26 protein-coding genes are annotated in these 26,776 nt (G+C 69.8%); 14 read left to right on the top strand and 12 right to left on the bottom strand.

Annotated elements, in window-relative coordinates:
- The first annotated feature begins 277 nt into the window (after positions 1 to 277).
- Genes OG494_RS39745 through OG494_RS39725 form a run of 5 tightly spaced genes read left to right on the top strand, consistent with a single transcriptional unit; the run spans position 278 to position 6,304 of the window.
- Positions 278 to 1,288, top strand: coding sequence for a glycosyltransferase family 2 protein (locus OG494_RS39745; protein WP_328447644.1), 1,011 nt, complete (start codon positions 278 to 280; stop codon positions 1,286 to 1,288).
- Positions 1,289 to 1,320: 32 nt separating this feature from the next.
- On the top strand, positions 1,321 to 2,526 hold the full coding sequence (locus OG494_RS39740) for an ATP-grasp domain-containing protein (RefSeq protein ID WP_442874340.1): 1,206 nt from the start codon (positions 1,321 to 1,323) through the stop codon (positions 2,524 to 2,526).
- Positions 2,523 to 3,782 (top strand): hypothetical protein, encoded by a 1,260-nt coding sequence (locus OG494_RS39735; RefSeq protein WP_328447640.1) that lies wholly within the window; start codon positions 2,523 to 2,525, stop codon positions 3,780 to 3,782. Before OG494_RS39740 ends, OG494_RS39735 begins: the two co-directional genes overlap by 4 nt.
- Before the next feature lie 12 nt (positions 3,783 to 3,794).
- Entirely contained in the window at positions 3,795 to 5,594 is a 1,800-nt protein-coding gene (locus OG494_RS39730; protein ID WP_328447638.1) for a carbamoyltransferase family protein, read from the top strand.
- A complete protein-coding gene (locus OG494_RS39725) occupies positions 5,591 to 6,304 on the top strand; it encodes a hypothetical protein (protein WP_328447636.1) in 714 nt (237 codons plus the stop codon). Before OG494_RS39730 ends, OG494_RS39725 begins: the two co-directional genes overlap by 4 nt.
- On the opposite strand, the gene OG494_RS39720 is transcribed toward OG494_RS39725, so the two are convergent.
- Positions 6,270 to 6,896, bottom strand: coding sequence for a TIGR03085 family metal-binding protein (locus tag OG494_RS39720; RefSeq protein ID WP_328447634.1), 627 nt, complete (start codon positions 6,894 to 6,896; stop codon positions 6,270 to 6,272). The genes OG494_RS39725 and OG494_RS39720 overlap by 35 nt on opposite strands.
- Before the next feature lie 73 nt (positions 6,897 to 6,969).
- On the opposite strand from OG494_RS39720, the gene OG494_RS39715 reads away from it, so the two are divergent.
- Entirely contained in the window at positions 6,970 to 8,037 is a 1,068-nt protein-coding gene (locus tag OG494_RS39715) for an NADH:flavin oxidoreductase/NADH oxidase (protein ID WP_328447633.1), read from the top strand.
- Positions 8,038 to 8,181: 144 nt separating this feature from the next.
- Positions 8,182 to 9,570 (top strand): glutamate decarboxylase, encoded by a 1,389-nt coding sequence (locus OG494_RS39710; protein WP_328447632.1) that lies wholly within the window; start codon positions 8,182 to 8,184, stop codon positions 9,568 to 9,570.
- 52 nt (positions 9,571 to 9,622) lie between these two features.
- On the opposite strand, the gene OG494_RS39705 is transcribed toward OG494_RS39710, so the two are convergent.
- The 3 genes from OG494_RS39705 to OG494_RS39695 all read right to left on the bottom strand — a co-directional run bounded on the left by OG494_RS39705 (position 9,623) and on the right by OG494_RS39695 (position 11,239).
- Positions 9,623 to 10,099, bottom strand: coding sequence for a Dps family protein (locus OG494_RS39705; protein WP_328447630.1), 477 nt, complete (start codon positions 10,097 to 10,099; stop codon positions 9,623 to 9,625).
- A gap of 34 nt (positions 10,100 to 10,133) precedes the next feature.
- Entirely contained in the window at positions 10,134 to 10,556 is a 423-nt protein-coding gene (locus OG494_RS39700; protein WP_328447628.1) for an organic hydroperoxide resistance protein, read from the bottom strand.
- A 134-nt stretch (positions 10,557 to 10,690) separates the two neighbouring features.
- Positions 10,691 to 11,239, bottom strand: a complete 549-nt coding sequence (locus tag OG494_RS39695; protein WP_442874524.1) for an NADPH-dependent FMN reductase — start codon at positions 11,237 to 11,239, stop codon at positions 10,691 to 10,693.
- Positions 11,240 to 11,400: 161 nt separating this feature from the next.
- Here OG494_RS39695 and OG494_RS39690 point away from each other — a divergent pair, with 161 nt between their 5' ends.
- On the top strand, positions 11,401 to 12,453 hold the full coding sequence (locus tag OG494_RS39690) for an alpha/beta hydrolase (RefSeq protein ID WP_328447626.1): 1,053 nt from the start codon (positions 11,401 to 11,403) through the stop codon (positions 12,451 to 12,453).
- Positions 12,454 to 12,835: 382 nt separating this feature from the next.
- Here the strand turns inward: OG494_RS39690 and OG494_RS39685 are convergent, their stop codons facing one another.
- From OG494_RS39685 to OG494_RS39675, 3 genes are all read right to left on the bottom strand, one after another.
- Positions 12,836 to 13,366: a hypothetical protein gene (locus OG494_RS39685; RefSeq protein ID WP_328447625.1), complete on the bottom strand. Its 531-nt coding sequence runs from the start codon at positions 13,364 to 13,366 to the stop codon at positions 12,836 to 12,838.
- 398 nt (positions 13,367 to 13,764) lie between these two features.
- Positions 13,765 to 14,361 (bottom strand): acyl-CoA-like ligand-binding transcription factor, encoded by a 597-nt coding sequence (locus OG494_RS39680; RefSeq protein WP_328447623.1) that lies wholly within the window; start codon positions 14,359 to 14,361, stop codon positions 13,765 to 13,767.
- Positions 14,342 to 15,868: a DHA2 family efflux MFS transporter permease subunit gene (locus OG494_RS39675; protein WP_328447621.1), complete on the bottom strand. Its 1,527-nt coding sequence runs from the start codon at positions 15,866 to 15,868 to the stop codon at positions 14,342 to 14,344. Before OG494_RS39675 ends, OG494_RS39680 begins: the two co-directional genes overlap by 20 nt.
- A gap of 184 nt (positions 15,869 to 16,052) precedes the next feature.
- Here OG494_RS39675 and OG494_RS39670 point away from each other — a divergent pair, with 184 nt between their 5' ends.
- Positions 16,053 to 17,198, top strand: a complete 1,146-nt coding sequence (locus OG494_RS39670; RefSeq protein WP_328459165.1) for an MFS transporter — start codon at positions 16,053 to 16,055, stop codon at positions 17,196 to 17,198.
- 113 nt (positions 17,199 to 17,311) lie between these two features.
- Here the strand turns inward: OG494_RS39670 and OG494_RS39665 are convergent, their stop codons facing one another.
- Together OG494_RS39665 and OG494_RS39660 are read right to left on the bottom strand one after the other, a co-directional pair.
- A complete protein-coding gene (locus OG494_RS39665) occupies positions 17,312 to 17,692 on the bottom strand; it encodes a hypothetical protein (protein WP_328447619.1) in 381 nt (126 codons plus the stop codon).
- Positions 17,693 to 17,709: 17 nt separating this feature from the next.
- Positions 17,710 to 18,900 carry an RtcB family protein gene (locus OG494_RS39660; RefSeq protein ID WP_328447617.1) on the bottom strand — a complete coding sequence of 397 codons (1,191 nt, stop codon included), beginning with the start codon at positions 18,898 to 18,900 and terminating at the stop codon, positions 17,710 to 17,712.
- Positions 18,901 to 19,345: 445 nt separating this feature from the next.
- Between OG494_RS39660 and OG494_RS39655 the strand changes: the two genes are divergently transcribed.
- Entirely contained in the window at positions 19,346 to 19,597 is a 252-nt protein-coding gene (locus OG494_RS39655; protein WP_328447615.1) for a hypothetical protein, read from the top strand.
- Positions 19,598 to 19,623: 26 nt separating this feature from the next.
- On the top strand, positions 19,624 to 19,902 hold the full coding sequence (locus tag OG494_RS39650; RefSeq protein ID WP_328447613.1) for a hypothetical protein: 279 nt from the start codon (positions 19,624 to 19,626) through the stop codon (positions 19,900 to 19,902).
- A 23-nt stretch (positions 19,903 to 19,925) separates the two neighbouring features.
- Here the strand turns inward: OG494_RS39650 and OG494_RS39645 are convergent, their stop codons facing one another.
- Together OG494_RS39645 and OG494_RS39640 are read right to left on the bottom strand one after the other, a co-directional pair.
- Positions 19,926 to 20,963: an aspartate-semialdehyde dehydrogenase gene (locus tag OG494_RS39645; protein WP_328447611.1), complete on the bottom strand. Its 1,038-nt coding sequence runs from the start codon at positions 20,961 to 20,963 to the stop codon at positions 19,926 to 19,928.
- A complete protein-coding gene (locus OG494_RS39640) occupies positions 20,963 to 22,228 on the bottom strand; it encodes an aspartate kinase (protein WP_326945025.1) in 1,266 nt (421 codons plus the stop codon). The genes OG494_RS39645 and OG494_RS39640 overlap by 1 nt, the downstream gene beginning before the upstream one ends.
- A gap of 230 nt (positions 22,229 to 22,458) precedes the next feature.
- Here OG494_RS39640 and OG494_RS39635 point away from each other — a divergent pair, with 230 nt between their 5' ends.
- Both OG494_RS39635 and OG494_RS39630 read left to right on the top strand, forming a co-directional pair.
- Positions 22,459 to 23,058, top strand: a complete 600-nt coding sequence (locus tag OG494_RS39635; RefSeq protein WP_328447607.1) for a nitroreductase family protein — start codon at positions 22,459 to 22,461, stop codon at positions 23,056 to 23,058.
- Between the two features lie 118 nt (positions 23,059 to 23,176).
- A complete protein-coding gene (locus tag OG494_RS39630) occupies positions 23,177 to 24,352 on the top strand; it encodes a Fic family protein (RefSeq protein ID WP_328447605.1) in 1,176 nt (391 codons plus the stop codon).
- A 6-nt stretch (positions 24,353 to 24,358) separates the two neighbouring features.
- On the opposite strand, the gene OG494_RS39625 is transcribed toward OG494_RS39630, so the two are convergent.
- Entirely contained in the window at positions 24,359 to 24,739 is a 381-nt protein-coding gene (locus OG494_RS39625; RefSeq protein WP_328447603.1) for a hypothetical protein, read from the bottom strand.
- A 236-nt stretch (positions 24,740 to 24,975) separates the two neighbouring features.
- On the opposite strand from OG494_RS39625, the gene leuA reads away from it, so the two are divergent.
- Entirely contained in the window at positions 24,976 to 26,739 is a 1,764-nt protein-coding gene (leuA, locus tag OG494_RS39620) for a 2-isopropylmalate synthase (protein ID WP_328447601.1), read from the top strand.
- Positions 26,740 to 26,776 lie beyond the last annotated feature (37 nt).

Genomic DNA, 26,776 nt, shown 5'->3' with positions numbered 1-26,776 from the left:
CCACATGGCCGGGGAGTCTGCGCCATCGCGGGCCGTAGCGGAAGGACTTCGTCCGCAGACACCCCGAATGACGGATGGGTTACTACTTTGGTCTGGGTCTGAACGGAGGAATTCGTAGAAAAACCGTCCCCAAGGGTCGATGCATCTGCTTATAACTCCGCAACGCCGCGCATCGGCAAGCGGTCTTACCGGATCCAACTGGGGTATTCATGAGCACCATTCGCACTGTCGGTGACCGTACGGACACGAATCCGGTACGGCCCCGCGGGCGCCGCAGATGACCAGGGCATTCCCCGGTCCGGCGGCATGCGGACTCACCGTAGTCATTCCGTGCTTCAACGAAGTCGACAACGTCGGACCGTCCTATCGGGAAATAACCAACGAACTGGCCGACTATTCACTGGAACTGTTTTACGTCGATGACGGGAGCACCGACGGAACACTGGGCAAGATCCGTTCACTCGCCAAGTCCGACCCGCGTGTGCGGTACGTGTCCTTCAGCCGCAATTTCGGTTTCGAAGCCGCCTTCTCGGCCGGCTACCGGTACGCGTCGTCGCCCTGGGTGCTGCACATCGACGCCGATCAGCAGTTCCCCGCCGCCGAGTCGCACAAGCTCATCGCGGCGGCCGAACAGGGGTACGACGCGGTCTTCGGCGTCCGCACGAACCGGCAGGACCCGCGGCTGCGGCGGTGGGGCACCGCCGCGTTCCACTTCATCGGCGCCCGCCTGCTGCGCATCGAGATCCCGCCGGGCGCCACGGCGTTCCGGCTGGTCCGGGCCGAGCTGGCCCGGAAGATCGTGGACCTGCGGCTCGGCACGCCGTACTTCCTGGCCACGGTCCCGCGGCTGACGAGCCGCTACACCTGTGTCCAGGTGGCGCACCGGGCCCGCGAGCGCGGTGAGTCCAAAGTAGGCATGAGCTTCCTGTCGTCGCACGCGATCGAGCTCTTCGTCGGGTTCACCCGCCGGCTGACCACCGCGGCCTCGGTGACGGCGCTGTTCGCCGCCGGTTTCGGGGTGCTCGCCGCGGCCGCCGCGGCGGCCGGGCTGCTCGGCGCGAGTGCCACGGCCGTGACGCTCTTCATGCTGCTCACCGTGCTGCTGCTGGTGTTGTCGCTGACCGTGCGCTACCTCGTCGTGGTCGGCGCGGGGCAGCCGAAGCCGCGGCAGTTCTACATCCGGGAGACGAACGTCGTGGTCGACGTCGAGGACCGGCTCTTCACCACCGAGGACCCCGAGGGGCCCCGGCGGATCGATGTGCAACTGGGGAAAGGCATTTCAGCGTGACAAGTTCCGAGAGAGGCTCCGCGAGAACCCTGGTGATCCTGGGGGGCGCGGACGGTGCGGTCAGCACCTACGAACGAGCCCGCGAGCTGGGCTTCCGCACGATCTGCGTCGACGTCCGCCCCGGCGCGCCGGGGGTCGCGTTCGCGGACGAGTTCCTGCAGGTCAGCGTGCGGGCGCCGGAGCAGATCGCGGCGGCGCTCGACGGCCGTCGCGACATCGCCGGGGTGCTCTGCCCGGCGAGCGACGTCGGCCTGCCGACGCTGGCGTGGCTCACCCGGCACTGGGGCCTGCCGGATCCCCTGCCCGAGTACGCGGTCCAGGCCTCGACGGACAAGTCCGTCTTCCGCGCGCTGTGTGACCACTTAGGACTCCCGGGTTACCGCAGTGTCGCCGGGCGCCCGGGCCCCGAGCTGGTCAACGCCGCCCAGCAGCTGCGGTTCCCGACGCTGGTCAAGCCGGTCGACTCGTCCGGCAGCCGCGGGGTCGTCTCGTGCTCCGGCCCCGGCCGGCTGGCCAAGGCGTTCACCGAGTCGCTCGCGTTCTCACCGTCCGGCCGGCTGGTCGTGGAGGAGCACCTCGACGGCACGCACTACACGATCGAAGCGCTGGTCGTCGACGGCCGGATCGTCTTCCACGCCGTCACCGAACGCACGCTCACGCCGCCGCCGTTCTTCGTGACGTCGTCGCACCTGCTGCCGGGCGAACTGCCCGCGGACGCCGAGCTGCGGCTGATCGAGGCGCTCGACCTGATCTGCGCCGAGCTCGGCTACCGGACCGGGCCGCTCACGCTGGACGCCGTCCTGGGCCGCGACGGGCAGCTCTACCTCATCGAGATGGGCGCGCGGATGGGCGGCAACGGCCTCGCCGAGGCGATCCAGCACTGCTACGGCGCCGACCTGATCGCCGCCGGGATCGCGGCCGCCACCGGCGACGAAGTCCGCCTGGACCTGCACGCGGCGAAGCCGACGCTGGTGCACATCCTCGCGTCCGACCGCGGCGGGCATCTGTCCCGAGTGGACGGTGTCGAGGACGTCGCCGCGATGCCCGGCGTGGTCGGGCTACACCTGTTCGCCGACGAAGGGTCCTACGTCAAGCCGTACGAGCAGGCGGGCTACAAGCTCGGTTACGTCGTGCTCACCGCCCGGTCCGTGCCCGAGGTGCTCGCCGCGGAGAACGAGGTGCGCGGCACGCTGAAGTTCCTGCTCCACGAGCAGGACATGGCGGTACCCCTGCCGTGACGGGTCTGTCCCCCGCCGCCCCGCCGGTCGTGGCTCCGCCGCGGCCGGCGGTGGTGCTGCGCCTGCTCGCCGGCCGCGGGGTGTTCCGGCTGTCGGTGCAGGTGATGGGGCTGGTCCTGATCACCGCGTGGGGCGCCCACGACTACGGGCGCTTCACGAACGCGCTCGGCCTGATGACGTGGCTGAACTTCGTGCCGGCCGCGGCGGAGAAGTCCGCGCTCAAGGCGTTGCCGCGGTTGCGCCTGACCCGGGACGCGGTCGCCGCGCTCGCGGTCCGGATCGCCGCCGTGCCGGTGCTGGTGGTGCTGGCCGCCATGGTCGTCGCACTGGTCGTCGCGCCGGAATCGGACGCGGCGCTGTACCTGACGGCGGCCGCGTGGTCGATCGCCGGTGGGCTGTTGATGACCGTGTCCGGTCTGCACCGGCTGCGCGACAAGTCCATTTTGGACGCGCTCGCGTTCGCCGCGGGCTCGGTCGTCGTCGGGATCGTCACGTGCGTGACCTGGGCGGTGCGGTGGTCCCCCGAGACGCACCTCGCGCTGCTGCTCGCCGGGCTCGTCGTGATCCTCGGCGCGTCGGTGGCCCTGCTGCCGAGGCCGTGGCTGCGCGGCGGCGGCGTGCCCGGGCACCGGCTCCTGCCGGCGTACGGGCGCAGCACGGTCCTGCTCGGCCTGACCGAACTGCTCGACGTGATCTCGACGTCGGTCGTGTTCGGTGTGCTGGCGCTGTCCGGGCGGACGACCGACAGTGGCCCGTTCTACCTGGCGCTGCTGGTGTCGAGCGCGTTCTGCTCGCTGCTGTTCTACCAGCTGAAACTGCACCAGCCGACGGCGTCACGGCGGATGCGCGGCACGGGTGCGGTGGCCGGCCGGGCCCGCGCGTCGGAGCTGCTGAAGCTGGTCGAACGGGCCGGGATCGGCTTCGCCGTGCTGCTCGGGGCGGGTCTCGCCGTGCCGTCGACGCGCGCGTTGCTCATGACCGAGGACAGCTACGTCGTGCTCGGGGTGCTCGTGCTCGTCGAGACGGCGCTGTACGCGACGGGGCTCTACGCGAGCTTCCTCATCGAAAACACCAACAGCAAGGTGCTGACCCTGACCTCGGGCACCGCCGTAGTAGCGCTCGCCGCCACCGCCGTCGGCGCCGCGCTGCTCGTGCCCCCGCTCGGGCCGGTCGGCGGGTTCGCCGCCCTGGTCCTCGCGCTCGCGGTCAAGGCGGCCGTCCTGCGGCGCCTGCTCCACCGCCGTCACTCGTTCTGAACTGGGAGAATCATGTACGTACTGGGCATCAGCAGGGTCCACGACTCGGCGGCGGCACTCGTGCGCGACGGCGAGATCATCGCCTTCGCCGAGGAGGAACGCTTCACCCGCAAGAAGCACGACGGCGACTTCCCCGCCGAAGCCATCAAGTTCTGCCTGGAGCGCGCCGGGATCACCCTGGCCGACGTCGACCACGTCGCCTACTACTGGCAGCGCTGGAAGGAAGGGATCCACGCGGCCAAGGTGTTCGCGCGCTACTTCCCGGGCACGCTGGACGTCTTCCGCAACACCAACGGCGACGAAGGCGGCCGCTCGGCGGGCATGGTCGACACCTTCATGACCGGCGGCGGCTCGGGCCACGACGACTACCACGTCGGCGGCGCGGTCCTGGCGCACATCAAGCGGTCCTACACGCTGGAGCAGGACGTCAAGGACGCCGTCGAGTGGACCGGCCCGACGAAGTTCAAGACGCACCTCGTCGACCACCACCGCGCGCACGCGGCCAGCGGCTACTTCATCTCGCCGTGGGACGAGTCGGCCGTCCTCACCTTCGACGGCATCGGCAGCGACGGCACCGCGACGTACCTGGCGCACGGCCGCGGCAACAAGATCGTCGACCTGCGGCGCATCAAGTTCCCGCACTCCCTCGGCGCGATGTACGCCGGCGTCACCGGCTACCTCGGCTTCTACCCGACCCGCGACGAGGGCAAGATCATGGGCCTCGCGCCGCTGGGCGAGGACACCTACGTCGACGCGTTCAAGCAGCTCATCCACCTCGACGACGACGGCGGCTTCGAACTGGACCTGAGCTGGTTCGCCCACCACCGCACCGGCAAGCACGTGATGGCGAAGAAGTTCAGCGACACCTTCGGCCCGGCGCGGCCGAAGACCCGCGTCACGGCGGCGAATCCCGTTCCCCAGCACTACTGCGACATCGCGTACGCGCTGCAGGTGACGCTGGAGGAAGCCGGCCTGCACCTGGCGCGGTGGCTGCAGCGCGAGACCGGTTCGAAGCGGCTGTGCGTCGCCGGCGGCGTCGCGCTCAACAGCGTCATGAACGGCCGGATCCTGCTGGAGACGCCGTTCGAGGACTTCTTCGCCCAGCCCGCGGCGGCCGACGACGGCTGCGCGCTCGGCGCGGCCCTGGAGGTGTCGGTCGGCAAGTACGGCAAGCCGCGCCCGCGGGACGGCTACACCTACACCGGCCCGGACTACACCGAGGCCGAGATGGAGGTGGCGCTGCAGGACGCCGGCGTCGAGTACACCCGCGTCGACGACATCGCCGCGCACACCGCCGCCAAGATCGCCGACGGGAAGATCGTCGGCTGGGTGCAGGGCCGGATGGAGTGCGGGCCGCGGGCGCTGGGCAACCGTTCGCTCGTCGCCGACCCGCGCGACCCGGAGTCGAAGACGCGGATGAACGAGAAGGTCAAGCACCGCGAGGCGTTCCGGCCGTTCGCGCCCTCGTGCCTGGCCGAGCGCGCGGGCGAGTACTTCGTCAGCGACTACCCGTCGCCGGTGATGCTGCTGGTGTTCGACGTCCTGCCGGACAAGCGGGACGAAGTGCCCGCGATCACCCACGTCGACGGGACCGCGCGCGTGCAGACGGTCAGCGTGGCGGACAATCCGCTGTACTACAAGATGATCAGCGAATTCGAGAAGCTGACCGGCGTGCCGATGGTCGTCAACACGTCGTTCAACGACAACAACGAGCCGATCGTGGCAAGCCCGGCCGACGCCATCGCGTGTTACCTGAAGACCGACGTCGACGCGCTGGCCCTCGGTCCGTTCTGGGTGGAGAAGGAACTGTGATCGCACCTGCAGTCGAAGCGCCGAACTGGATCGGCGCGCTCTACCGGCAACGGCGGTGGCTGTGGCTGGCCGCCGCCGTGCCGGCCGTGGTGACCACGCTGCTGATCATGGTGGTGCTGCCGCCGGACCAGACGCTGGACAACGTCGGCGACTGGGCGTTCAAGCTGTGCCCGTTCCTGTTCGCGGTGCTCACGGTTTCGCTGTTCCCGCGCACGAAGCTGGGCCCGGCCCTGATCGTGTTCGCCGTTTTCGTCTACATGTCCTATTTGGACACCGAACTGGTGATGCGGGTCCAGGCGTTCGCCCGCGACGCGGCGACGAACGACGACGCGTTCCAGCCGGTGTACCAGTTCGAGCTGTTCGTGACGACGTTCATCGTGCTGTTCGCGCTGCTGGCCTACCGCCTCGGCGGCGGCCGGACGGTGAACGTGCTCAAGGCCGGCGTCGCGTCGATCCTGGTCGTCATCTCGGGCGTCAACGACCTGACGTTCTGGGCGCTCAACGACGTCTGGGCGGCGGGCACGAAACCGACCGAGCTGAAGTGGGCGTCACACATGATCGTGTTCCTTGGCGGGCCGCCGAGTGTGCCCGCCGCGGTGGCGTTCATGGCCGTGCACCTGGTGCTGGCCGCGATCGTCGTCGCGCTGCCGGCGGGGCGGTGGGTGAACCGGGCGCTCAGAGGCCCCGTTTCACCGCCTGAAGCTTCGTGACCGCGGCCGGGTCGCCCTGGAAGTCCAGGTTCACGGCGTCCCGGCCGAACACGAACAGCAGCAGGTCGACCGGGTCCCCGACGACCGTCACGGGGTCGGGCCCGGTTTTGACCGCGGCCTCGCGGCCGTCGGCGGTCCGGAGCGTGACGCCGACCGGCGACTTGCGGAGGTTGAGCTTCGCGGCGCCCTTCGCCGAGCGCCACGCGGTGGCGTCCCGGGCCGGATCGGCGGGCCGCGGCTTCCAGTCCGGCTGCGCGCGGCGGACGTCCTCGTGGTGTACGAGGAACTCGGCGCCGTTGGTCAGCTCGTCGAGCGGGCCGATCGAGGTGGGCCAGAACTTCGACGGCCCCTGGCGCACCTGGTCGACGAGGCTCGCCCACGGCTTCGCGGCGTAGCGGTCCTGGACCTTTTTCGTGTACCCGGCGAGCGCGGGCACGGCGATGCCCGGCGCGGCGTCGATCCGGTGCTCGCGCACGACGAGGTGCGCGGCGAGATCCCGCGTCGTCCACCCTTCGCACAAAGTCGGCGCGTCGGGCCCGAGGTCTTCGAAGAGCGAGCTCAACGCCTGGCGTTCGTCTGCAGCGACACCCATGGGTGTGACGCTACTCGCCGGTACCCGCGTCGGCGACGGGAAGAGACCGCGGGCACGTGTCGTTGATCGAGAGGTGAGCCGACTCTTCAGCCCGATCACGGTCCGCAGCCTGACGCTGCCGAACCGCGCGTGGGTGTCCCCGATGTGCCAGTACTCCGCGACCGACGGCCTGCCAGGCGACTGGCACCTCGTCCACCTGGGCCAGTTCGCCACCGGCGGCGCCGGCCTGGTGCTGACCGAGGCGACCGCCGTCACCCCGGAGGGCCGGATCAGCCCGCAGGACACCGGCATCTGGAGCGAAGCCCATGCCGACGCGTGGCGCCGGATCGTCGGCTTCGTGCACGCCCAGGGCACGGCGATCGGCATGCAGCTGGCCCACGCGGGCCGCAAGGGTTCCACGAAGCGCCCGTGGGAGGGCTCGGGCAGCGTCGCCTCCGCGGACGGGGGCTGGCAGAGCGTCGGCGCCGACCGGCAGTCGTTCGGCCCGTACGCCCCGGCGCGGCCGCTCGCGACGGACGAGGTGAGCGCGCTCCCGCAGGCGTTCGCCGCAGGTGCCCGCCGTGCCCTGGACGCCGGCTTCGACCTGCTCGAGCTGCACTTCGCGCACGGCTACCTGGTGCACCAGTTCCTGTCCCCGCTGTCCAACTCCCGCACGGACCGCTACGGCGGCGACTTCGAGGGCCGCACCCGGCTGGCGCTGGAGATCACCGACGCGGTCCGCGCCGAGGTGGGTTCGTCCGTGCCGCTGTTCGCGCGGCTGTCGTCGTCGGACTGGACCGAGGGCGGCTGGACGATCGAGGACTCGGTGCGTCTCACGAAGCTCCTGGCCGAGCGGGGCGTCGACCTGATCGACGCGTCCTCGGGTGGCAACACCCCGAACCCGGACATCCCGGTCGGCCCGGGTTACCAGGTCCCGTTCGCCGCCCGGATCCGCACCGAGGCGGGCCTGCCGACCGGCGCGGTGGGCATGATCACGGACCCGGAGCAGGCGGAGGAGATCGTGGCGTCGGGTTCGGCGGACGCGGTGTTCCTGGCCCGCGCCCTGCTGCGCGACCCGCACTGGCCGCTGCGCGCGGCGAACGTCCTCGACGCCGACGTGCCGTGGCCGAACCAGTACGCCCGGGCCAAGTCCTGGCATTGACCCCGTAACTCACGCGAGTCCCGGGTCCGATCACGCGGTTTCCGGGCCTGACTTTTGCCGCGAAAGGTCGGTTCCGGTCTCTTTCGGACCGGGACCGACCGTTCGCACACGCGGCTGTCGGCAGATGGCGCTACCGTCGGTTTCATGGTTCTGCACCAGGGAAAAACCGACCGCCCGGACCGCGTCGGCGGCACGAATCCGATGTACGCCGGAGCGAACCCGGCGCTCGCGGCGGGCTTCGTCATGCCGCACGACAAGCTGCTCGACACGTCCCTGCCACCGGACACGGCGCTGCAGCTAGTGCGGGACGAGCTGATGCTCGACGGCAACGCGCGGCTGAACCTCGCCACGTTCGTCACGACGTGGATGGAGCCGCAGGCGCGTGAGCTGATGGCCGAGTGCGTCGACAAGAACATGATCGACAAGGACGAGTACCCGCAGACCGCCGAGCTGGAGCGGCGCTGCGTGAACATCCTCGCCGACCTGTGGCACGCGCCCGACCTCACCGACATCATGGGCTGCTCGACGACCGGGTCGTCCGAGGCCTGCATGCTCGCCGGGATGGCGTTGAAACGGCGCTGGTCCAAGCTCGGCCGCACCGGGAAGCCGAACCTCGTGATGGGCGTGAACGTCCAGGTGTGCTGGGAGAAGTTCTGCGAGTACTGGGAGGTCGAGCCGCGGCTGGTGCCGATGGAGGGTGACCGGTACCACCTCTCCGCCGAGGAAGCGGTCGCGCGCTGCGACGAGAACACGATCGGCGTCGTGGCGATCCTCGGCTCGACGTTCGACGGCAGCTACGAGCCGGTGGCGGAGATCGCGGCGGCGCTCGACGCGCTGCAGAAGCGCACGGGCTGGGACATCCCGGTGCACGTCGACGGCGCGTCCGGCGCGATGATCGCGCCGTTCCTCGACCCGGAGCTGGAGTGGGACTTCCGGCTGCCGCGGGTGGCGTCGATCAACACGTCCGGCCACAAGTACGGGCTGGTGTACCCGGGGGTGGGCTGGGTGATCTGGCGGAACAAGGAGGCGCTGCCGTCGGAGCTGGTGTTCAACGTCAACTACCTGGGCGGCGACATGCCGACGTTCGCGTTGAACTTCTCCCGCCCCGGCGCCGAAGTCGCGGCGCAGTACTACACGTTCGTGCGACTCGGCCGGGACGGATTCCGCGCGGTGCAACAGGCCTCGCGTGACGTGGCGACGCACTTGTCGGCCGGCATCGCCGATCTCGGCCCGTTCGAGCTGCTGACCCGCGGCGACCAGCTGCCGGTGTTCGCGGTCACCACCGGGCCCGGCGTGAACTTCGACGTCTTCGACGTGTCCCGCCGTCTGCGCGAGCGCGGCTGGCTGGTGCCGGCGTACACGTTCCCGGACAACCGCACGGACCTGGCGGTGCTCCGGATCGTGGTCCGCAACGGCTTCACGCACGACCTGGCGGACCTGCTGCTGGCCGACGTGGCCCGGGTCGTCGCGGAACTGGCGAAGGAAGGAGGGCGGCCCAAGGACCCGGCCAAGGCGACGGCGTTCCACCACTGAGCGCGCGAAACGGCCGGCTCCCGGAGGAACCGGCCGTACGCGGGGACGAGGATCAGGCCTGCTGGGCCTGCCACATCCAGTGCGCCTCTTCGAGGGCACGGGTGATCTCGATCAGCAGGTCCTGCGTCACGAGGTCGCTCTTGTCGGTCTCGTCGATGCGCTTGCGCAGCCGCTCGACGAGGGCCGAGAGGATGTCGACGATCGCGGCGACGGTCGACTCGACCGACTGCCAGTTGTCCGGGTAGTCGGGGACGCCGGAGCTCTCGACGACGGTCTTGGCCTTGCCGTTCGGCGAGACGCCGATGGCGTTCGCCCGCTCGGCGACCTGGTCGACGTACTCGCGCGCGGCGGTCACGAGCTCGTCGAGCTGCAGGTGCGCGCTGCGGAAGTTCGCGCCGACGACGTTCCAGTGCGCCTGCTTGGCGATCAGGGAGAGGTCGACCAGGTCGACCAGCGTCGCCTGGAGGGCGTTGCCGGTGATCTCCTTGTCGGCGTCGGACAGCGGGCTCTTGATCGGAGAGGTGGTCATGTGCGGTGATCCTTTCCTCGGACGGAGGCGGGGATCAGACGGTCGCGGAGAGCGCGACCTCGATGTTCCCGCGGGTGGCGTTGGAGTAGGGGCAGACCTGGTGGGCCTGGTCGACCAGCTGGTCGGCCTGGGCCTGGTCGACGCCCGGCAGCGAGACCTTCAGCGCGACGCCGAGACCGAACCCGACGTCCTGCTTGAGCACGCTGACCTCGGCGGTGACGGTCGTGTCGTGCAGCGGCACCTTGGCCTGACGCGCGACCAACTGCAGCGCGCTGTGGAAGCACGCCGAGTAGCCGGCGGCGAAAAGCTGTTCGGGGTTCGTCTTGTCCCCGCCGGGGCCACCCATCTCCTTCGGGATGGCCAGCGACTCGTCGATGACGCCGTCGGACGAGGTGACCTCGCCGTTGCGGCCGTCTCCGCGCGCCGTCGCCACCGCGGTGTAGATCGCCTGACCCATGCTTCGCCTGCCTTCTTTCGGGGACGCTCGGCGTCGAGCGTCTCATCGGGTACAACATCCCGCATCCGCGGAACAGTGCCCCTACATGGCAGGCATCACGTGCTTCGGCTACCCGGCGGCGCCCGGGCGAAACGTCAGGAGTGGCGCGACACAGCGAACTCGGCGACCTGGCGGCCGATCAACCGCAGCGTGCGGAGGCTCTTCTCGTCGGACGCGCAACCGCCGTCGTCGAACTTGGTCTCGGCCGAGTTGATCGAACCGCCCAGCGGGGTGGCCCAGCCGCGCAACGCGTGCGTGATCGTGCGCAGCTGCTCGAGCGTGGTGACCGCGGCCTGCCAGCCGTACGCGACGGCGGCGAGGCCGACCGCGCGGCCGTCGAGGTAGGGACGGGTGTCGTCGCGGAGGTCCTCGACGTAGTCCAGGGCGTTCTTGACCAGGCCGGACAGCGCGCCGTGGTAGCCCGGCGAGACGACGATGAGCCCGTCGGCGTGGCGGACGGCGTCGACGAGCGTCTTCGCGCGTTCGTCGCGCTCCAGCTCGCCCGCGTCGTAGAAGGGCAGCACCAGGTCCGGGCCGGAGAGCAGCCTGGTCCGGACGCCGGTTTCCGCCGCGGCGTCGAGCGCGATCTGCAGCGCGCGTTCGGACTGCGAGCCCTCGCGCAGAGAGCCGCCGATCCCGAGCACATTGACCGTCCTGGCTGGAGTCACGCCTTCCAGGCTAACCCCTCCACTTAACTGGAGGACCAGAGTTTGGGACGGAGGTCCCGGTCACACCCGAAGTCCCACTGGACCTGTTACCTACTGACAAGTAACGTCTGGTCGGCACCGATGCACAGGAGGCAACGATGGCGATCCCGTTCCCGGTCCGCGTCCAGGCCGCCGCGTCCCAGCTCGCGTTCTGGCTGCCCGAGCCGGTACGGCGGGCGGTGGCCGGCCGACCGGTGCGCATCGACGGCCAAGACCTCGCCCTCGACGCCCAGCTGCTGCTGCGACTGCAGAAGCTCGCCGGCGCGGAGCTGGTCCGCGGCTCGGTCGACAGCTCCCGCGCCCTGCTCGACGTGGGCCGGCACCTGGTGAGCGGCAAGCCGATCGAACCCGTCTCGGTGCGCGAGATCGCCGTCCCGACCCCCGACGGCGACTTGCCGGCGACGCTCTACACGCCGGTCGGGCTGCCCGAGAAGTCGCCGCTCCTGGTGTTCTTCCACGGCGGCGGCTGGGTCGTCGGCACCCGCGCCAGCCACGACAACGCCGTCCGCTTCCTGGCCAAGCACGCCGGGGTGCGGGTGCTGTCGATCGAGTACCGGCTGGCCCCGGAGTTCCCGTTCCCGGCGGCCACCGGCGACGCCCTGGCGGCGTTCGACTTCGCCCACGCCAAGGCGGACGACCTCGGCGCCGACCCGTCCCGCATCGCGGTCGGCGGCGACAGCGCGGGCGGCAACCTGGCCGCGGTGACGGCCCAGCAGGCGGTCCGGCGAGGCGGCCCGGCACCGGCGTTCCAGCTGCTGATCTACCCGGCGACGGACTTCGCGCAGCGCTACCGCTCGCAGGACCTGTTCGCCGAGAACCTGTTCCTCACCGACGTGCACATGAAGTGGTTCGAGGGCCATTACGTGCCGAAGGGCAGCGACCTGACCGACCCCAGGCTCTCCCCGCTACGCGCGGAAGACCTGAGCGGCCTCCCCCCGGCCCTCGTCGTGACGGCCGGGTTCGACCCGCTACGCGACGAAGGCGAGGCGTACGCGAAGAAGCTCGCCGAAGCCGGCGTCGAGGTCGCGCTGCGCCGACACGAGGACCTGATCCACGGTTTCATCAACTTCACGGGCGTGGGCACCCGCTTCCGCGAGGCCCTCGCCGAGACAGCGGGAGCGTTGCGGCAAGGTCTGTCCATTCGCGACTGACCCCGGCCCGGGCCTGTCCACTTGGGACCGACCTGCCCCGCCCGCGCGGCGCCTCCCGGCAGCGTTTCTACGACCGGCGCAAACGTCCGCCGCGAACTAGCGCGTGCCAAAGCGCTGGAGTCGGCCTGACCCTGCCACGCGGTGCCGACCGGCGGCGTTCCCTCTGGCGGCGCACACGTCCGCCGCGGAATAGCCCGCGCCGTGCCATCCGCCGACCGAGTGGCACTTCTGCGCCCGGCGCAGGCATTCGCTGCGGGATAGACCGCGCCAGGACGCCGGAACGAACCGAACGGCGGCGCGAACCGGGAAACGACCCGGAGCCCGGCGCGGAGGAATGTCCGCGGCCGGGCTCCGGGCCCCCCTGTTTCTCCGATAGCCCTGCTCAGCCCGCGGGCAGTGGCGGGACCGGAAGCGGCAGCGGCGGCACCGGGAGCCCGCCGAGCAGGCCGCCCAGAATGCCGGTCACCGCGCCCAGCAGGGCCTTCACCAGGTCGCTGACGATCTTCAGCGGGCCCGGCAGGTCCGGCAGCGAAGGGATCGGCAATGGCAGCGGTGGCAGCTGGCGCGCCTTGGCCGTCGGGTCGGTCAGGAGCCGGACGGACTCGTCCGCGCGGCCCTTGGCCAGCCCGGCGAGCTGCTGGGTGTCGGTCTGGATCGTGTAGCGCTTTCCGGCGGCGATGTCCGACATCACCGGGCTCATCCGGCCCAGGTCGGACCGGGTCGCGCCGACGTTGCCCGCGTAAGCCACCTTGGTCAGGTCGTCACGCATCTGCAGCACCTGTGCGGCGAGGGCCTGGGTGCTGGAGGAACCCTTGCCCCCGTCCGGGCTCGCCGCGGCGACACCGGCCGTCGCGACTGCCAGCAGACTGCCGGCGGCTACCAGGGCGATGGACCGCCCGAACTTGCCTTTCATACCTTTTACCTCCTGGCCTCGGGAGACCTGACGGGTTAAAGCGATACCCGCCGTATCGGAGATAAGCCACCCTCTCACCGGTTGGTGACGTTTTCCAACCCTTACGTGCCGGATGCGGAAGCGGCGAACTCGCCCGCAATTGATTAACGCCGAAACCTTGCCAATACCCCTGAAGATCATCCGGACCGATCCCGTTTGTCACCAGGGGTTACGACCGTCCACTATGGAACAGTTCGGCCACTCATCCAGGTGTAAACGGTGATCTTCTGGCCTCATCACTCCGTGGGACCGCGTGTCGCAACTGCTCCAGAAGGGCGTCCCTCACGCCGGCACCGCCACCCACAAGGTGCGCCGGAAAACGCCGTTCCCCGTGGTGGGAGCACGAACCGGAAAATGCTTCAGAGCGGGAGGCCCGCCTCCAGGTGCGCAAAAGCCTCGTCGAGTGAGTTCAGGAGCAGGTCCGGGTCGCCGCCGGCGGTGTAGAACGCCGCGAGCACGACGCCGACCACGGCGCCCGCCCAGTTGCGCACCTCGAAGTCGGTCGCGGACCGGCCGACGCGGCGGGCCGCGAGGTCGGCGAGCAGGTCGATGCCGGCGCCGTACTGCTCCAGCATCGGGGCACGCAGCTCCGGCTCGTTGAAGACCAGCAGCTGCCGTTCGCGTTCGTCCTGCCAGGCGTCTTCCGGGAGCGCCTCGTAGACGTCGCGCAACGTCGCCCGCAGCGCGCCGATCACGCTCAGCTCGGGCGGCTGGGCCAGCGCGGCCTCGACCATCAGCGGGTCGAGGGCGTCGTAGAGGACCGTCGCCTCCTTCGTCGGGAAGTACCGGAAGAAGGTGCTCGGCGAGATCTCCGCGGCGGCCGCGATCTGGTCGACCGTCGTGGCCGCGTAACCCCGCTCCCGGAACAGCCGCAACGCGTGCCGCTGGATCGCGGCCCGCGTCTTGGCCTTCTTCCGCTCTCGCAACCCCGTGGGCTCAGCCGGCGACGACGTCATGCTCCGATTCTCGCGGCTGGGCCGCGGCCACCGCACGCCCGGGCAGGACAACCACCGCCAGCAGCGCGCCGGCCACGCCGAGCCCGGCGCAGACCCACAGCGTCGCCGCCATGCCGTCGGTGAACGCGGCCCGCGCCGAGTCGGCCAGCCCGGGCAGGTGGAGCTTCCCGGCGACGGCCACCGCGGCGGACGCGCTGCCGCGGGCCGCGGCGGCCACCGGTGCGGGCAGCCCCTGGACGTCCACGCCGTCGCGGTAGACGCCGTTGAGGACCGTGCCGAGCACCGCGACGCCGATCGTGCCGCCGACCTGGCGCAGCACCTGGATGAGCGCCGAACCGGCCCCCGAGCGGCCCTCGGTGAGGGCGCCCATCGCCATCGACATCAGCGGCGGCAGCGTGCACCCGGTGCCGAGGCCGATGACGGTCTCCCAGCCGATCGTCAGGCCGTACCCGGACGCGGCCGACGTCGTCGAGCCCCAGCCCAGACCGGCCGCGAGCAGCACGAACCCGCCCGTGACGACCACCCGGACGCCGAACGCGGTGACGAGCCGTTCGGCGATCTTCGCCGAGATCAGCATGCCGCCGATCAGCGGCAGCAGCCGCACGCCGGTCTGCAGCGCGTCGGCGCCCTGCACCGCCTGGAACAGCTGCGGCAGCACGAACAGCAGGCCCATCAACGCGAACGACGCGACGGTCGCGAGCACCGCGCCCCAGACGAACCGCGGCTCCCGGAACAACGCGAGATCGGTGAGCGGCGCGGCCACGCGCGTCTGCGTCCAGCAGAACACCGCGAGCAGCACGGCGCCGAGCGCGACCAGCCCATAGGTGACCGGGTCGGTCCAGCCGTGCTCGCCCGCGTGGACGAAGCCGTAGGTGAGCGCGACGAGCCCGGCCGCCGACAGCGCGATGCCGGGGTAGTCGATCCCGCCCCGGCCGGAGCCGCGGGTGAGCGGCACCAGGAACAGCACCGCGACCACCCCGACGGCGGTCAGCGGGACGTTGATCAGGAACACCGAGCCCCAGGCGAAGTGGTCGAGCAGCCAGCCGCCGAGCAGCGGGCCGAGCGGGATGCCGACGAACGTCGCCAGCACCCACGTCGTCAGTGCTTTCGCCCGCTCCTCCGGCGGGAACAGGATGTTCAGCAGCGAGAGCGACAGCGGGATCAGGAACGCGGCGCCGGCGCCGAGCACGACCCGGGCGGCGATCAGCTCCCCGGGCGAACCCGCGTAGGCGCACCACAACGACGCCAGCCCGAACACCGCGAGCGCGCCGAGCAGCAGCTTCTTCGGCCCGAACCGGTCGCCGAGCAGGCCCGCCGGCAGCAGCAGCGCGGCCAGCGCCAGCGTGTACGCGTTGCCGAACCACTGCAGTTGCGTGGTCGTGGCGCCGAGGTCGACGGCCAGTGTCGGCACGGCCACGTTCAGCACGGTCAGGTCGAGACCGACGGTCAACAGGCTGACCGCGAGCGCTCCGAGCGCCCACCACCTGCGTGGATACAGCTGATTCATAGCAACCCCCATTTGGTAGTGACTACCAAATGAGAGTAGCTCTCGAAATATTCGGGCGCCAGGGGTGGCCGGCTCGAGAAATAAGTTGCACGCGCGTACCACCTTGGGTTCTCATCGAGGCGTGCCTCTGCAGCCCTACCGCCGGGTGCTCTCCGTCCCCCGCGTCCCCTCGACGATGGCCCTGATGTTCCTGGCTCGGCTGCCGATGACCATGAACGGCGTCCTAATGACGCTGTACGTCGTCACCGGGCTCGGCCGCGGGTACGGCGCCGCCGGGCTGGTCGGCGCCGGCGTCACCCTCGGGATGGCCCTCGGCGCGCCGGTAATCGGCCGCGCCTTCGACAAGTACGGGCTGCGCCCGGTCGTCGCCGTCTGCGGCATCGGCACGACGGTCTTCTGGATCATCGCGCCGCACCTGCCGTTCGAGGCGCTCGCCGCGGTCGCCGTCCCGGCCGGGATGCTCTCGGTGCCCGCGGGCTCACTGGCCCGGCAGGTCCTGGCCACGCTCGTCCCGGCCGAGGAGCGCCGGGCGGCGTACTCGCTCGACACCATCTCGATCGAGGCGACGTTCATGATCGGCCCCGCGGCCGGGATCGCGGCGATCACCGCGTTTTCGCCGACGTGGACGCTCAGCGCCCTCGGTGTGCTGTTCGGCGGCACGGCGTTCCTGATCTGGCTGGTGAACCCGCCGATCCGCGACGCCGTCGAGCCGGGGGTTTCCGAGGTCCGGCCGCCGCTGCGCAGCTGGCTGACCGGCCGGCTGGTGGGCACGCTCTTGGTCGCCGCGGGGGCGTTGTTCGTGCTCGTCGGCACCGAGCTGGCGACGCTCGCGACCCTGCGCGAGCACGGCGACATCGGCGTGACCGGGCTGGTCATCGCGGTGATGTGCGCCGCGTCGATCGCCGGCGGCATCGTGCACGGCTCGGTGAAGCGGTCGTTGCCCCAAGGCGTGCTGATGCTGCTGCTCGCGCTGCTGGTGGTGCCGGTCGGGCTAGCCGAACAGCCGTGGTGGCTGCTGATGCTCGTGCTGATCCCGACGAACCTGCTTTGCGCGCCGACGCTGGCGGCGACCACCGAGACGGTCAGCCGGATCGCGCCGCCGCGGGTGCGCGGCGAGGCGATGGGCCTGCAGGACTCGTTCACCCGGCTCGGCCTCGCGGTGGGCAGCCCGGTGGTCGGCTTCGCGATCGACCACTCGAGCCCGGCCTGGGGCTTCGCGGCGGCGGGCCTCGGCGGCCTGGTGGTCGCGTCGGGTGGCCTGATCCGGTGGCGGCGGCGCCGCACACCCGAACCGGCCCCGGTACCCGCGCTCGCCGAAACCCCCTGCTAGCGCCGCCGCCCCGCCCCACTCGCAAGTCCGTGAAGGCCTCCTTGAGGGACTCTGAGTCCCTCAAGGAGGCCTTCACGGACTTCGGAGGCAGGTGCGCAGAAGCGCGGCGGGCGTCAGCTGCAGGCGGTGCGCAGCGCGTCGAGCTTGGCGACGTTGCGCTTTGCCCACCTGGCCACGACGCCGGCGTCTTCGATGCGTTCCTTCTGCACCTCGACGTAGGAGTCGGCCATGCCGAGCAGCGCGTTCTTGACGTCCTGGTCGGCGACGTTCCCGGCCAGGGCGCGCAGCCGCTGTTCCTTGTCCTCGGCCCGCTCCTTGAGCTTCTGCGGGTCGACCAGCGGATTCAGGTCCGCCAGCCCGAGCGCCTCGGCGCAGGCGCCGACCTTGTCCGCCGTCCTGCTGCCCTGGTCGACCGCGTCACCGACCTGGTCGCACCCGCTCAACAGCAGTGCGGCCGCGGCCAGCGACGCGGCCGTCCTCCCCCAACTGGTCATATCACCCAAGGTACCGCTCAGCCCTTGACGCAGACCACCTGCTTGAGGTGGGCGACGACCTCGACCAGGTCGGTCTGGGCCTTGATGACCGAGTCGATGTCCTTGTAGGCCGCCGGGATCTCGTCGACGACGCCGGTGTCCTTGCGGCATTCGACGCCCGCCGTCTGCGCCGCGAGGTCCTCGGCGGTGTACAGCTTCTTCGCCTTGGTCCGCGACATCCGGCGGCCGGCGCCGTGCGACGCCGACTGGAACGACGACTCGTTGCCGAGCCCGCGCACGATGTACGAACCGGTCCCCATGCTGCCCGGGATGATCCCCAGGTCACCCGAGCCGGCGCGGATCGCGCCCTTGCGGGTGACGAGCAGCTCGACGCCGTCGTAGGTCTCTTCGGCGACGTAGTTGTGGTGGCACGAGATCGCGTCGTCGAAGGTCGTGCCGGGCACGACCTCCGCCAGCGCCAGCTTCACCAGCGCGACCATCGTGGCGCGGTTGCGCGCCGCGTAGTCCTGCGCCCAGAACAGGTCGCGCCGGTAGGCCTGCATCTCCGGCGTCCCCGCGACGAACACGGCGAGGTCCCGGTCGGGCAGGTCGGCGTTGTGCGGCAGCTTCCGCGCGACGGCCATGTGCCGCTCCGCGAGCTCCTTGCCGATGTTGCGCGAGCCCGAATGCAGCATCAGCCACACGCGGCCTTCGTCGGCGCCACCCTGCTCGAGGCAGACCTCGATGAAGTGGTTCCCGCCGCCGAGGCTCCCGATCTGGCGCGCGGCCCGGTCGTGCAGCTCCTGGACGCCGGTGTGCAGCTCGCCGAAGCCCTTCCAGAACTCGTCCCAGCCGCCGACGCCGTGCACCTTCGCCGGGTTCACCGGCGTCTTGTGCAGCCCGAACCCGACCGGCACGGCGTTTTCGATGCGCCGGCGCAGCTTCCCGAGATCGTCGGGCAGGTCGGCCGCGGTCAGCGAAGTCCGCACCGCGCTCATCCCGCACCCGATGTCGACACCGACCGCGGCCGGCGAAACGGCGTCGCGCATGGCGATGACGCTGCCGACGGTCGCGCCCTTGCCGTAGTGCACGTCGGGCATCACCGCGAGCCCGTGCACCCACGGCAGGTTCGCGACGTTGTGCAGCTGCCGCATGGCCTGGTCTTCGACGGACGCGGGATCGGCCCACATCCGGATCGGCACGCGGGCGCCGTCGACGGCGGTGTACATGATTTCCTCCCCTGGAAGTGCTTGCGAGGCTCAGAGTCCCCCGTGGCGCGGATTCGAGCAAGGTGATTTCCAGATGTCCACTGTGGAGGAACGCGCCCCGGGCAGCTCCCCGCCCTCCCTGGGGGGCGTGCCCTTGTCCAGTCTATCGGCGGCTACCGACGAAAACTGCCGACCGGAGCTTCAGGCGCCGAGTTGTCCACAGCGGCTTTCGCTTGTGGACAAACTGGTGTTGTCCTGGTCGCGCCGGAAACCACCGCAGGTCTTATCGCCCGCACTGCTCGGGACCGTGCCGGATCAACCGCTCACGGCCATCACCGAACGCCAACGGCTGCGGGACTGGCTCGCCGAGCGGGAAGACGATCCCGACGCCGCCCGTCGTGCAGGCGCAGACTCGTAGCCCTGGCGAGGCAGCGCCGCCGCCGCGCACACCAGCCGTCAGCCGTTCGTGCAGCTGCTGGAGCACGCCGAGGCCGCCGCCTGGCGGGCGGCCGAACTCGCCGAGACGGATCCGACACCGTGGGCGTCCCTGGTCTCCGTCGCCATCGGGCTCAACGTCCGTGACCAGCCCTTCGACGGGGATCTGGTCCGCGCGCCCGCCCACCGGCCCGGACACGAGCGCGCCCTGCGCTACCGGAGCCCGAAATGGCACGGCACCGAAGAGCGGCTGCTCGACTTCGCGACGGGGCCGCGGCCCTGACGCCGTTGCTCCTGCGAGCTTTCGAGATGGCCATGGCGGGCAATCCGATCTGGCGAAGCCGCTACGTCCGGGACGCCCTCGACCTGGCGTTGCCCCGGCTCGACGGCGAAGGCGCCCGGGAAGACCGCGGTTACGCCATTTACGCGCTGCACCGCGACGGTCGCCACGACGAAGCCGTCGCCCAATTCCGGCGGCCACGTGCGGAACTTCGACACCGACGTCAAGCGATCCGCGAACCCCGTCAAGCAGTTCGCAGGCTTGCCGAAACACGACCCGAGACGCGTGAAGGCCCCCTCGACGACTGAGGGGGCCTTCGACGTCGTCCGAGCTACTGCTGCGCGATCAGCTCCGCGATCTGCACGGCGTTGAGCGCCGCGCCCTTGCGGAGGTTGTCGTTGGCGATGAACAACGCGAGCCCGCGGCCGCCCCCGACTCCCTGGTCGACGCGGATGCGGCCGACGTAGCTCGGGTCGTTGCCCGCCGCCTGCAGGGGCGTCGGGACGTCGGACAGCTCGACGCCCGGCGCGTGGCTCAGCAGCTGCGTCGCGCGCTCGACCGTCAGCGGCTGTGCGAACTCCGCGTTCACCGAGATAGAGTGCCCCGAGAACACCGGGACCCGCACGCAGGTGCAGGACACGCCCAGCCCCGGGATGCTCAGGATCTTGCGGCTCTCGTTGCGGAACTTCTTCTCTTCGTCCGTTTCGAGCTCGCCGTCGTCCACAATGGACCCCGCCATCGGCAGGACGTTGAACGCGATCGGGCGGACGTACTTGTTCGGCGCGGGGAAGTCGATCGCCGCGCCGTCGTGCGTCAGCAGCGAGGCGTGCTCCGCTCCTGCGCGAACCTGACCGGCCAGCTCGTCGACGCCGGCCAGCCCGCTGCCGGACACCGCCTGGTAGGTCGACGCGACCAGCCGGACCAAGCCCGCTTCGTCGTGCAGCGGCTTGAGCACCGGCATCGCGGCCATCGTCGTGCAGTTGGGGTTCGCGATGATCCCCTTCCGCGCTTCCTTGATGGCTTCCGGGTTGACCTCGCTGACGACCAGCGGCACGTCCGGGTCCATCCGGAACGCCGAGGAGTTGTCGATCACCGTGACGCCGGCGTCGGCGAACCGCGGCGCCTGCGCCTTGGACGTCGTGCCGCCCGCGGAGAACAGCGCGATGTCCAAACCGGACGGATCCGCCGTCGACGCGTTTTCGATCGTGATTTCCGTGTCACGCCAAGGAAGCTTCGACCCCGCCGAACGCGACGAGGCGAAGTACCGGAGCTCGGCGATCGGGAACTCCCGCTCCGCCAGCAGCTTGCGCATCACCGCGCCGACCTGGCCGGTCGCGCCGACCACCCCGACCCGCAGCCCGTCCGCCATCAGCGACCACTCCCCGCGTAGACCACAGCTTCTTCGTCGCCGCCGAGCTCGAACGCGGCGTGGATCGCGCGCACGGCGTCGTCGAGCTGGGCGTCCCGGATCAGCACCGAAATGCGGATCTCGGAGGTGTTGATGATTTCGATGTTGACGCCGGAGGAGGCCAGCGCCTCGCAGAACGTCGCCGTGACACCCGGGTGCGAGCGCATCCCGGCGCCGACCAGGGAGACCTTGCCGACGTGGTCGTCGTAGAGCACGGACTCGAAGCCGATTTCGGCCTTGACCTTCTCCAGCTCCTTGACGGCCTTGGCGCCGTTGGCCTTCGAGAGCGTGAACGTGATGTCGGTGCGGCCGGAGACGGTGCTCGACACGTTCTGCAGCACCATGTCGATGTCGATCTCGGCGTCGGCGATCACGCGGAAGATCCGGGCCGCGGCACCGGCGTGGTCCGGTACGCCGGTGACCGTGATCTTGGCTTCGGAGCGGTCGTGCGCGACACCGGTGATCAGCGCTTGTTCCACGGGGATCTCCTCGATAGAACCGGTCACCGTGGTGCCCGGCTTGTCACTGTAGGAAGAACGGACTCGGATCGGGACGCCGTAGCGGCGCGCGTACTCAACCGACCGCAGGTGCAGGATCTTCGACCCGCTCGCGGCCAGCTCCAGCATCTCCTCGTAGGGGATGACGTCGAGCTTCTTCGCGTCCGGCACGATCCGCGGGTCGGCGGAGTACACACCGTCCACATCGGAGTAGATCTCGCAGACGTCGGCGTTGAGCGCGGCGGCCAGCGCGACGGCGGTGGTGTCCGAACCGCCGCGGCCCAGCGTGGTGATGTCCTTGGTGTCCTGCGCGACGCCCTGGAAGCCCGCCACCAGCGCGACGTAGCCCTGCTCGAGGGCCTCCGTGACCCGGCTCGGGGTGACGTCGATGATGCGCGCGTTGCCGTGCACGGACGTCGTGACGACGCCGGCCTGTGAGCCGGTGAACGACCACGCCTCGGCGCCCTGGGCCGCGATGGCCATGGCGACCAGCGAGTTCGAGATGCGCTCACCGGCGGTGAGCAGCATGTCCATCTCCCGCTCCGGCGGCGCCGGATTGACCTGCTGCGCCAGGTCGAGCAGCTCGTCGGTGGTGTCACCCATCGCCGAGCAGACCACGACGACGTCGTTGCCGGCCTTCTTGGTGGCGACGATCCGTTCCGCGACGCGCTTGATCCGGTCGGCACTTTCCAGCGACGATCCGCCGTACTTCTGGACCACGAGGGCCACGCCCGAACCTCCTCGACGGGCCGGGTCTGCTCCCTGGTGGGCACCGGAGAGCCCCCGCGTCCCATAGTTGAGAAGGAGCCTACCGGGGCTTCAGCAGCCCGCCACACTATTGAGTGGCGGCGGCCACCGGTCCGGGGCAGTTACGGAAGTAAATCTTCCGTAACACCAAGGAAATGCGCGGAGCACTTCCTTTCGAGTGATGCAGCGCACTCCTGGGTACCGTGGTGAACGTGCGCAAACCAGCTGTGACGAGCATCCCGATCGCCCCTCTGATGGCCGAGCGCTGGAGTCCCCGGGCCTACGACGCGTCCGCCGTCGTCACCCCGGACCAGGTGCGGGCCCTCCTCGAAGCGGCCCGCTGGGCACCGTCGTTCGGCAACACCCAGCCGGCCCGGTACCTGGTGGGCGTCCGCGGAACCTCGGCGTTCGACGCGATCCTGGCGACCCTCAACTCGGGCAACCAGGCGTGGGCCCGCCGGGCGGGCCTGTTGCTGATCGGGGTGATGGTGACTTCGAACGCGAAGGGAGACGTCCCGTACGCGGAATACGGGCTCGGGCTGGCTTCGGAGAACCTGGTCCTGCAGGCGGTGGAACTGGGGCTGATCGCCCACCAGATGGCGGGCTTCTCCCCTGCCGACGTCCGCTCGTCGTTCGGTCTCCCGGACAACGCGGAGCCGCGGGTCGCCATCGCGGTCGGGTCGCCGGGTGATCCTTCCGTTCTGGAGGAGGACTGGCGGATCGAGAAGGAGAAGGCGGACCGGGCGCGGATCCCGCTGGAGGAGTTCGCGTTCACCGGCAAGTGGGGCACCCCGGCGTTCGATGGCCGGTGACCTCCGGCTGACGAGAGATTTCAAGGTTTGGACCCCAACCCTGAAATTTCGAGCCGAGACTGCAAGAACCCTTAGATGCCGCCGCTAGAACTAAAGCTTTGTGCGCTAAGCTTTAAAAGTGCAGGTAGAGACGTTTGGCAAGTCACCCGTCGGTCAACTGGTGCCGATCAGCGGCGTAGATGGCCGGACCAAGCAGGCCTACAACCACTTCGCCTTCGTACCTGCTCCACTCCCCAGCGTAGTCGACCTGCTACCCGGCACGTACAAGCTCATCAGTGAAGCCGACCGCGCCCTCGGCTCACTGGACGCTCTGACCGACCGGCTACCCAACCCCGACCTGCTGGTACGACCCTCGCTGACCCGGGAAGCCGTCAGCACCTCGGCGCTCGAAGGAACCTTTGCCCCCTACGCCGACGTGCTGGAAGCCCAGTACACGGAAAGCCAGCGGCCGACGGCAGAAGTGCACGAAGTGCAGAACTACGTCCAAGCGGCTTTCGCCGGTCTCGACCTCATCAAGAAACTGCCGATCTGCCTGCAGGTGGTATCACGGCTTCAACAGATTCTCGTCACGGGAACACGCGGCGACGCCTACGACGCGGGCCGGCTCCGGGAACGGCTCGTCTGCATCGGGGACCGCGGCAGAGGAATCGAACAGTCCAGGTTCGTCCCGCCACCCGATGGCGACGTGCTGCGCGACGGTGTGAGCGACTGGGAAAAGTGGATAAACGCCGAGCAGGAGATGCCGGCGCTGGTGAAGGTGGCGCTTGGTCATTACCAGTTCGAGACGCTGCACCCGTTCAGCGACGGGAACGGCCGGATCGGCCGGCTGATCATCACTCTTCAGCTCATCGAAGAGCACGTGCTGAAGCACGCCGTGCTGAACCTGTCCCCTTGGCTGGAACCCCGTCGTGACGACTACATCGACCACTTGCTCACCGTGAGCAGGACCGGGAACTTCGACCCCTGGGTCCGGTTCTTCGCCGAAGCGGTCAAGGCACGCGCTCTGGCGGCAGCGGAAACGATCCGGAGCCTGATGGCGTTCTCCCGGGAAGTCATCGAAACGATGAAGAACGCGGGCGCACGCGGCAGCGTCCACGACTTGGCGGTGAACATCATCGGCTACCCGATGATGACCATTCCCAAAGTGCAGGCCGACCTCGGCGTGTCCTATCCGACCGCCGCCGGTGCGATCAGGAAACTGGAAGAAGCTGGCTTCCTGCGCGAAGTCACCGGAGGGAATTACGGACGCCGGTACATCTGCGACCGCGTGTACGACGAACTCGCCGAAAGCTAGGCCGGCTCAGGAAGCCCCGCCGACGCGGCGGATCACCTTGGCGAGGATGCCCGACACCACGAGCCAGAAGATCGCCGCGATGCCGAAGTTCACCAGGACCCGCAGCTTCGCGTCGCTCGGCGTGAACAGATCGCTGAAGCCCAGCGCCAAGCCGTCCGCCCAGGAGTGGACGAACGAGACGATGCCGTTGTCCGGGTTGGCCGAGCCGACCGTGAAGATCACGTGGATCACCAGGATCGCGGCGAAGACCAAGCCCACCCAGCGGACGATCGACGCCACCGCGTTGGCCACCTTGCCCCCGGCACCGCGCCAGTCGACGGGTGCTCGGCGGGCGACGCGCGTCTCCGTGTCCTCCGAAGACGCCGACGACTCTGCGTGTTCAGCCATGCCCGCAGTTTCGCACGGCACTGGGCCGATTGCTACCCGCTGGTAACTCGGATGGGCCGTCCCACGTAACGGTTGGATCGCGCCCTCACTTCCCCCCGGCCTCGCCCGATGGTTATGGTGGGCACGTGGCGCGTGCTCTCCTGCTTCGCTGCCGCGACGGGGCCTGACCGGACCGGCTCCCCGTCGCGGGGCTTCGTGGTGCCGGTCGCACCCGTCGAGCTGGAGACACCCCTTTCATGAGTTCGCGCATCCGCAAACCCTCTCGCACCGCGCCCGCTGATCAGCCCGCCTGGAACACCCAGCGCGGCACGTCCATGCCGGTGCACCGCTACCGCCCCTGGTACGACCTGATCGAGAACATCGACGTCCCCGACCGCACCTGGCCGGACAAGCGCATCGACCGCGCGCCGCTGTGGTGCGCCGTCGACCTGCGGGACGGCAACCAGGCCCTGATCGACCCGATGTCGCCCGCGCGCAAGCGCAAGTTCTTCGACCTGCTCGTCCGCATGGGCTACAAGGAGATCGAGGTCGGCTTCCCGGCCGCGTCGCAGACCGACTTCGACTTCGTCCGCGAGATCATCGAAGAGGGCGCCATCCCGGACGACGTCAGCATCCAGGTGCTGACCCAGTGCCGCCACGAGCTGATCGAGCGGACCTTCCAGGCCCTCGAAGGCGCGCCGCGCGCGATCGTCCACATCTACAACTCGACGTCGATCCTGCAGCGCCGCGTGGTCTTCCGCGAGGAGCGCGAAGGCATCAAGAAGATCGCGACGCAGGCCGCGGAACTGGTCGTCGAGCTGGCCGCGAAGCAGCCCGACACCGACTTCCGGTTCCAGTACTCGCCGGAGTCCTACACCGGCACCGAGCTGTCGTACGCGCTCGAGGTCTGCAACGCCGTCACCGAAATCTGGCAGCCGACGCCGGAGAAGCCGGTGATCCTGAACCTGCCGGCGACCGTCGAGATGGCCACGCCGAACGTCTACGCCGACTCGATCGAGTGGATGAGCCGCAATCTGGCGCGCCGCGACTCGGTGATCCTGTCGCTGCACCCGCACAACGACCGCGGTACCGGCATCGCCGCCGCCGAGCTGGGTTACCAGGCCGGCGCGGACCGGATCGAGGGCTGCCTGTTCGGCAACGGCGAGCGCACCGGCAACGTCGACCTGGTCGCGCTGGGCATGAACCTCTACAGCCAGGGCATCGACCCGCAGATCGACTTCTCGGACATGGACGAGATCAAGCGGACGGTCGAGTACTGCAACCAGCTGCCGGTGCCCGAGCGCTCGCCGTGGGGCGGCGACCTGGTCTTCACGGCCTTCTCGGGCTCGCACCAGGACGCGATCAACAAGGGTCTGGACGCGCTGAAGGACGCCGCCGGCAAGCAGGGCGTACCGCTCGACGAGTACCCGTGGGAGGTCCCGTACCTGCCGATCGACCCGAAGGACGTCGGCCGCACGTACGAGGCCGTGATCCGGGTGAACTCGCAGTCCGGCAAGGGCGGCGTCGCCTACATCATGAAGGCCGAGCACCAGCTCGACCTGCCGCGGCGCCTGCAGATCGAGTTCTCCAAGGTCATCCAGCGCTACACCGACACCGAGGGCGGCGAGGTCGACCCGGCCACGATGTACCACGCCTTCGCGACCGAGTACCTGGAGCTGAAGACGCCCCTGGAGCTGGTCCGCCAGCACGTCCGCGACAACGGGGACGGCGAGTACGACATCACCGCGACGGTGCGCGTGGAAGGCGACGAGCACGAGGTCACCGGCCGCGGCAACGGGCCGATCGCGGCGTTCTTCGACGCGCTCTCGACCGTGGGCTTCGACCTGCGCCTGCTGGACTACTCCGAGCACACGCTCTCGCCGGGCGACGACGCGCGCGCCGCGTCGTACATCGAGTGCGCGATCTCGGACCGGGTGTTCTGGGGCATCGGGATCGACCCGTCGATCGTCACGGCGTCACTGCGCGCCGTCGTCTCGGCGGTGAACCGCGCCAACCGGTAGCGAACTGCCGTGAAGGGCACCTTCTGGGACTTCTAAG

The sequence above is a fragment of the Amycolatopsis sp. NBC_00438 genome (assembly GCF_036026695.1).
Classification (GTDB): Bacteria; Actinomycetota; Actinomycetes; order Mycobacteriales; family Pseudonocardiaceae; genus Amycolatopsis.
The sequence above is the reverse complement of the archived record's forward strand: the minus strand, read 5'-3'. Positions and strand labels throughout refer to the sequence as shown.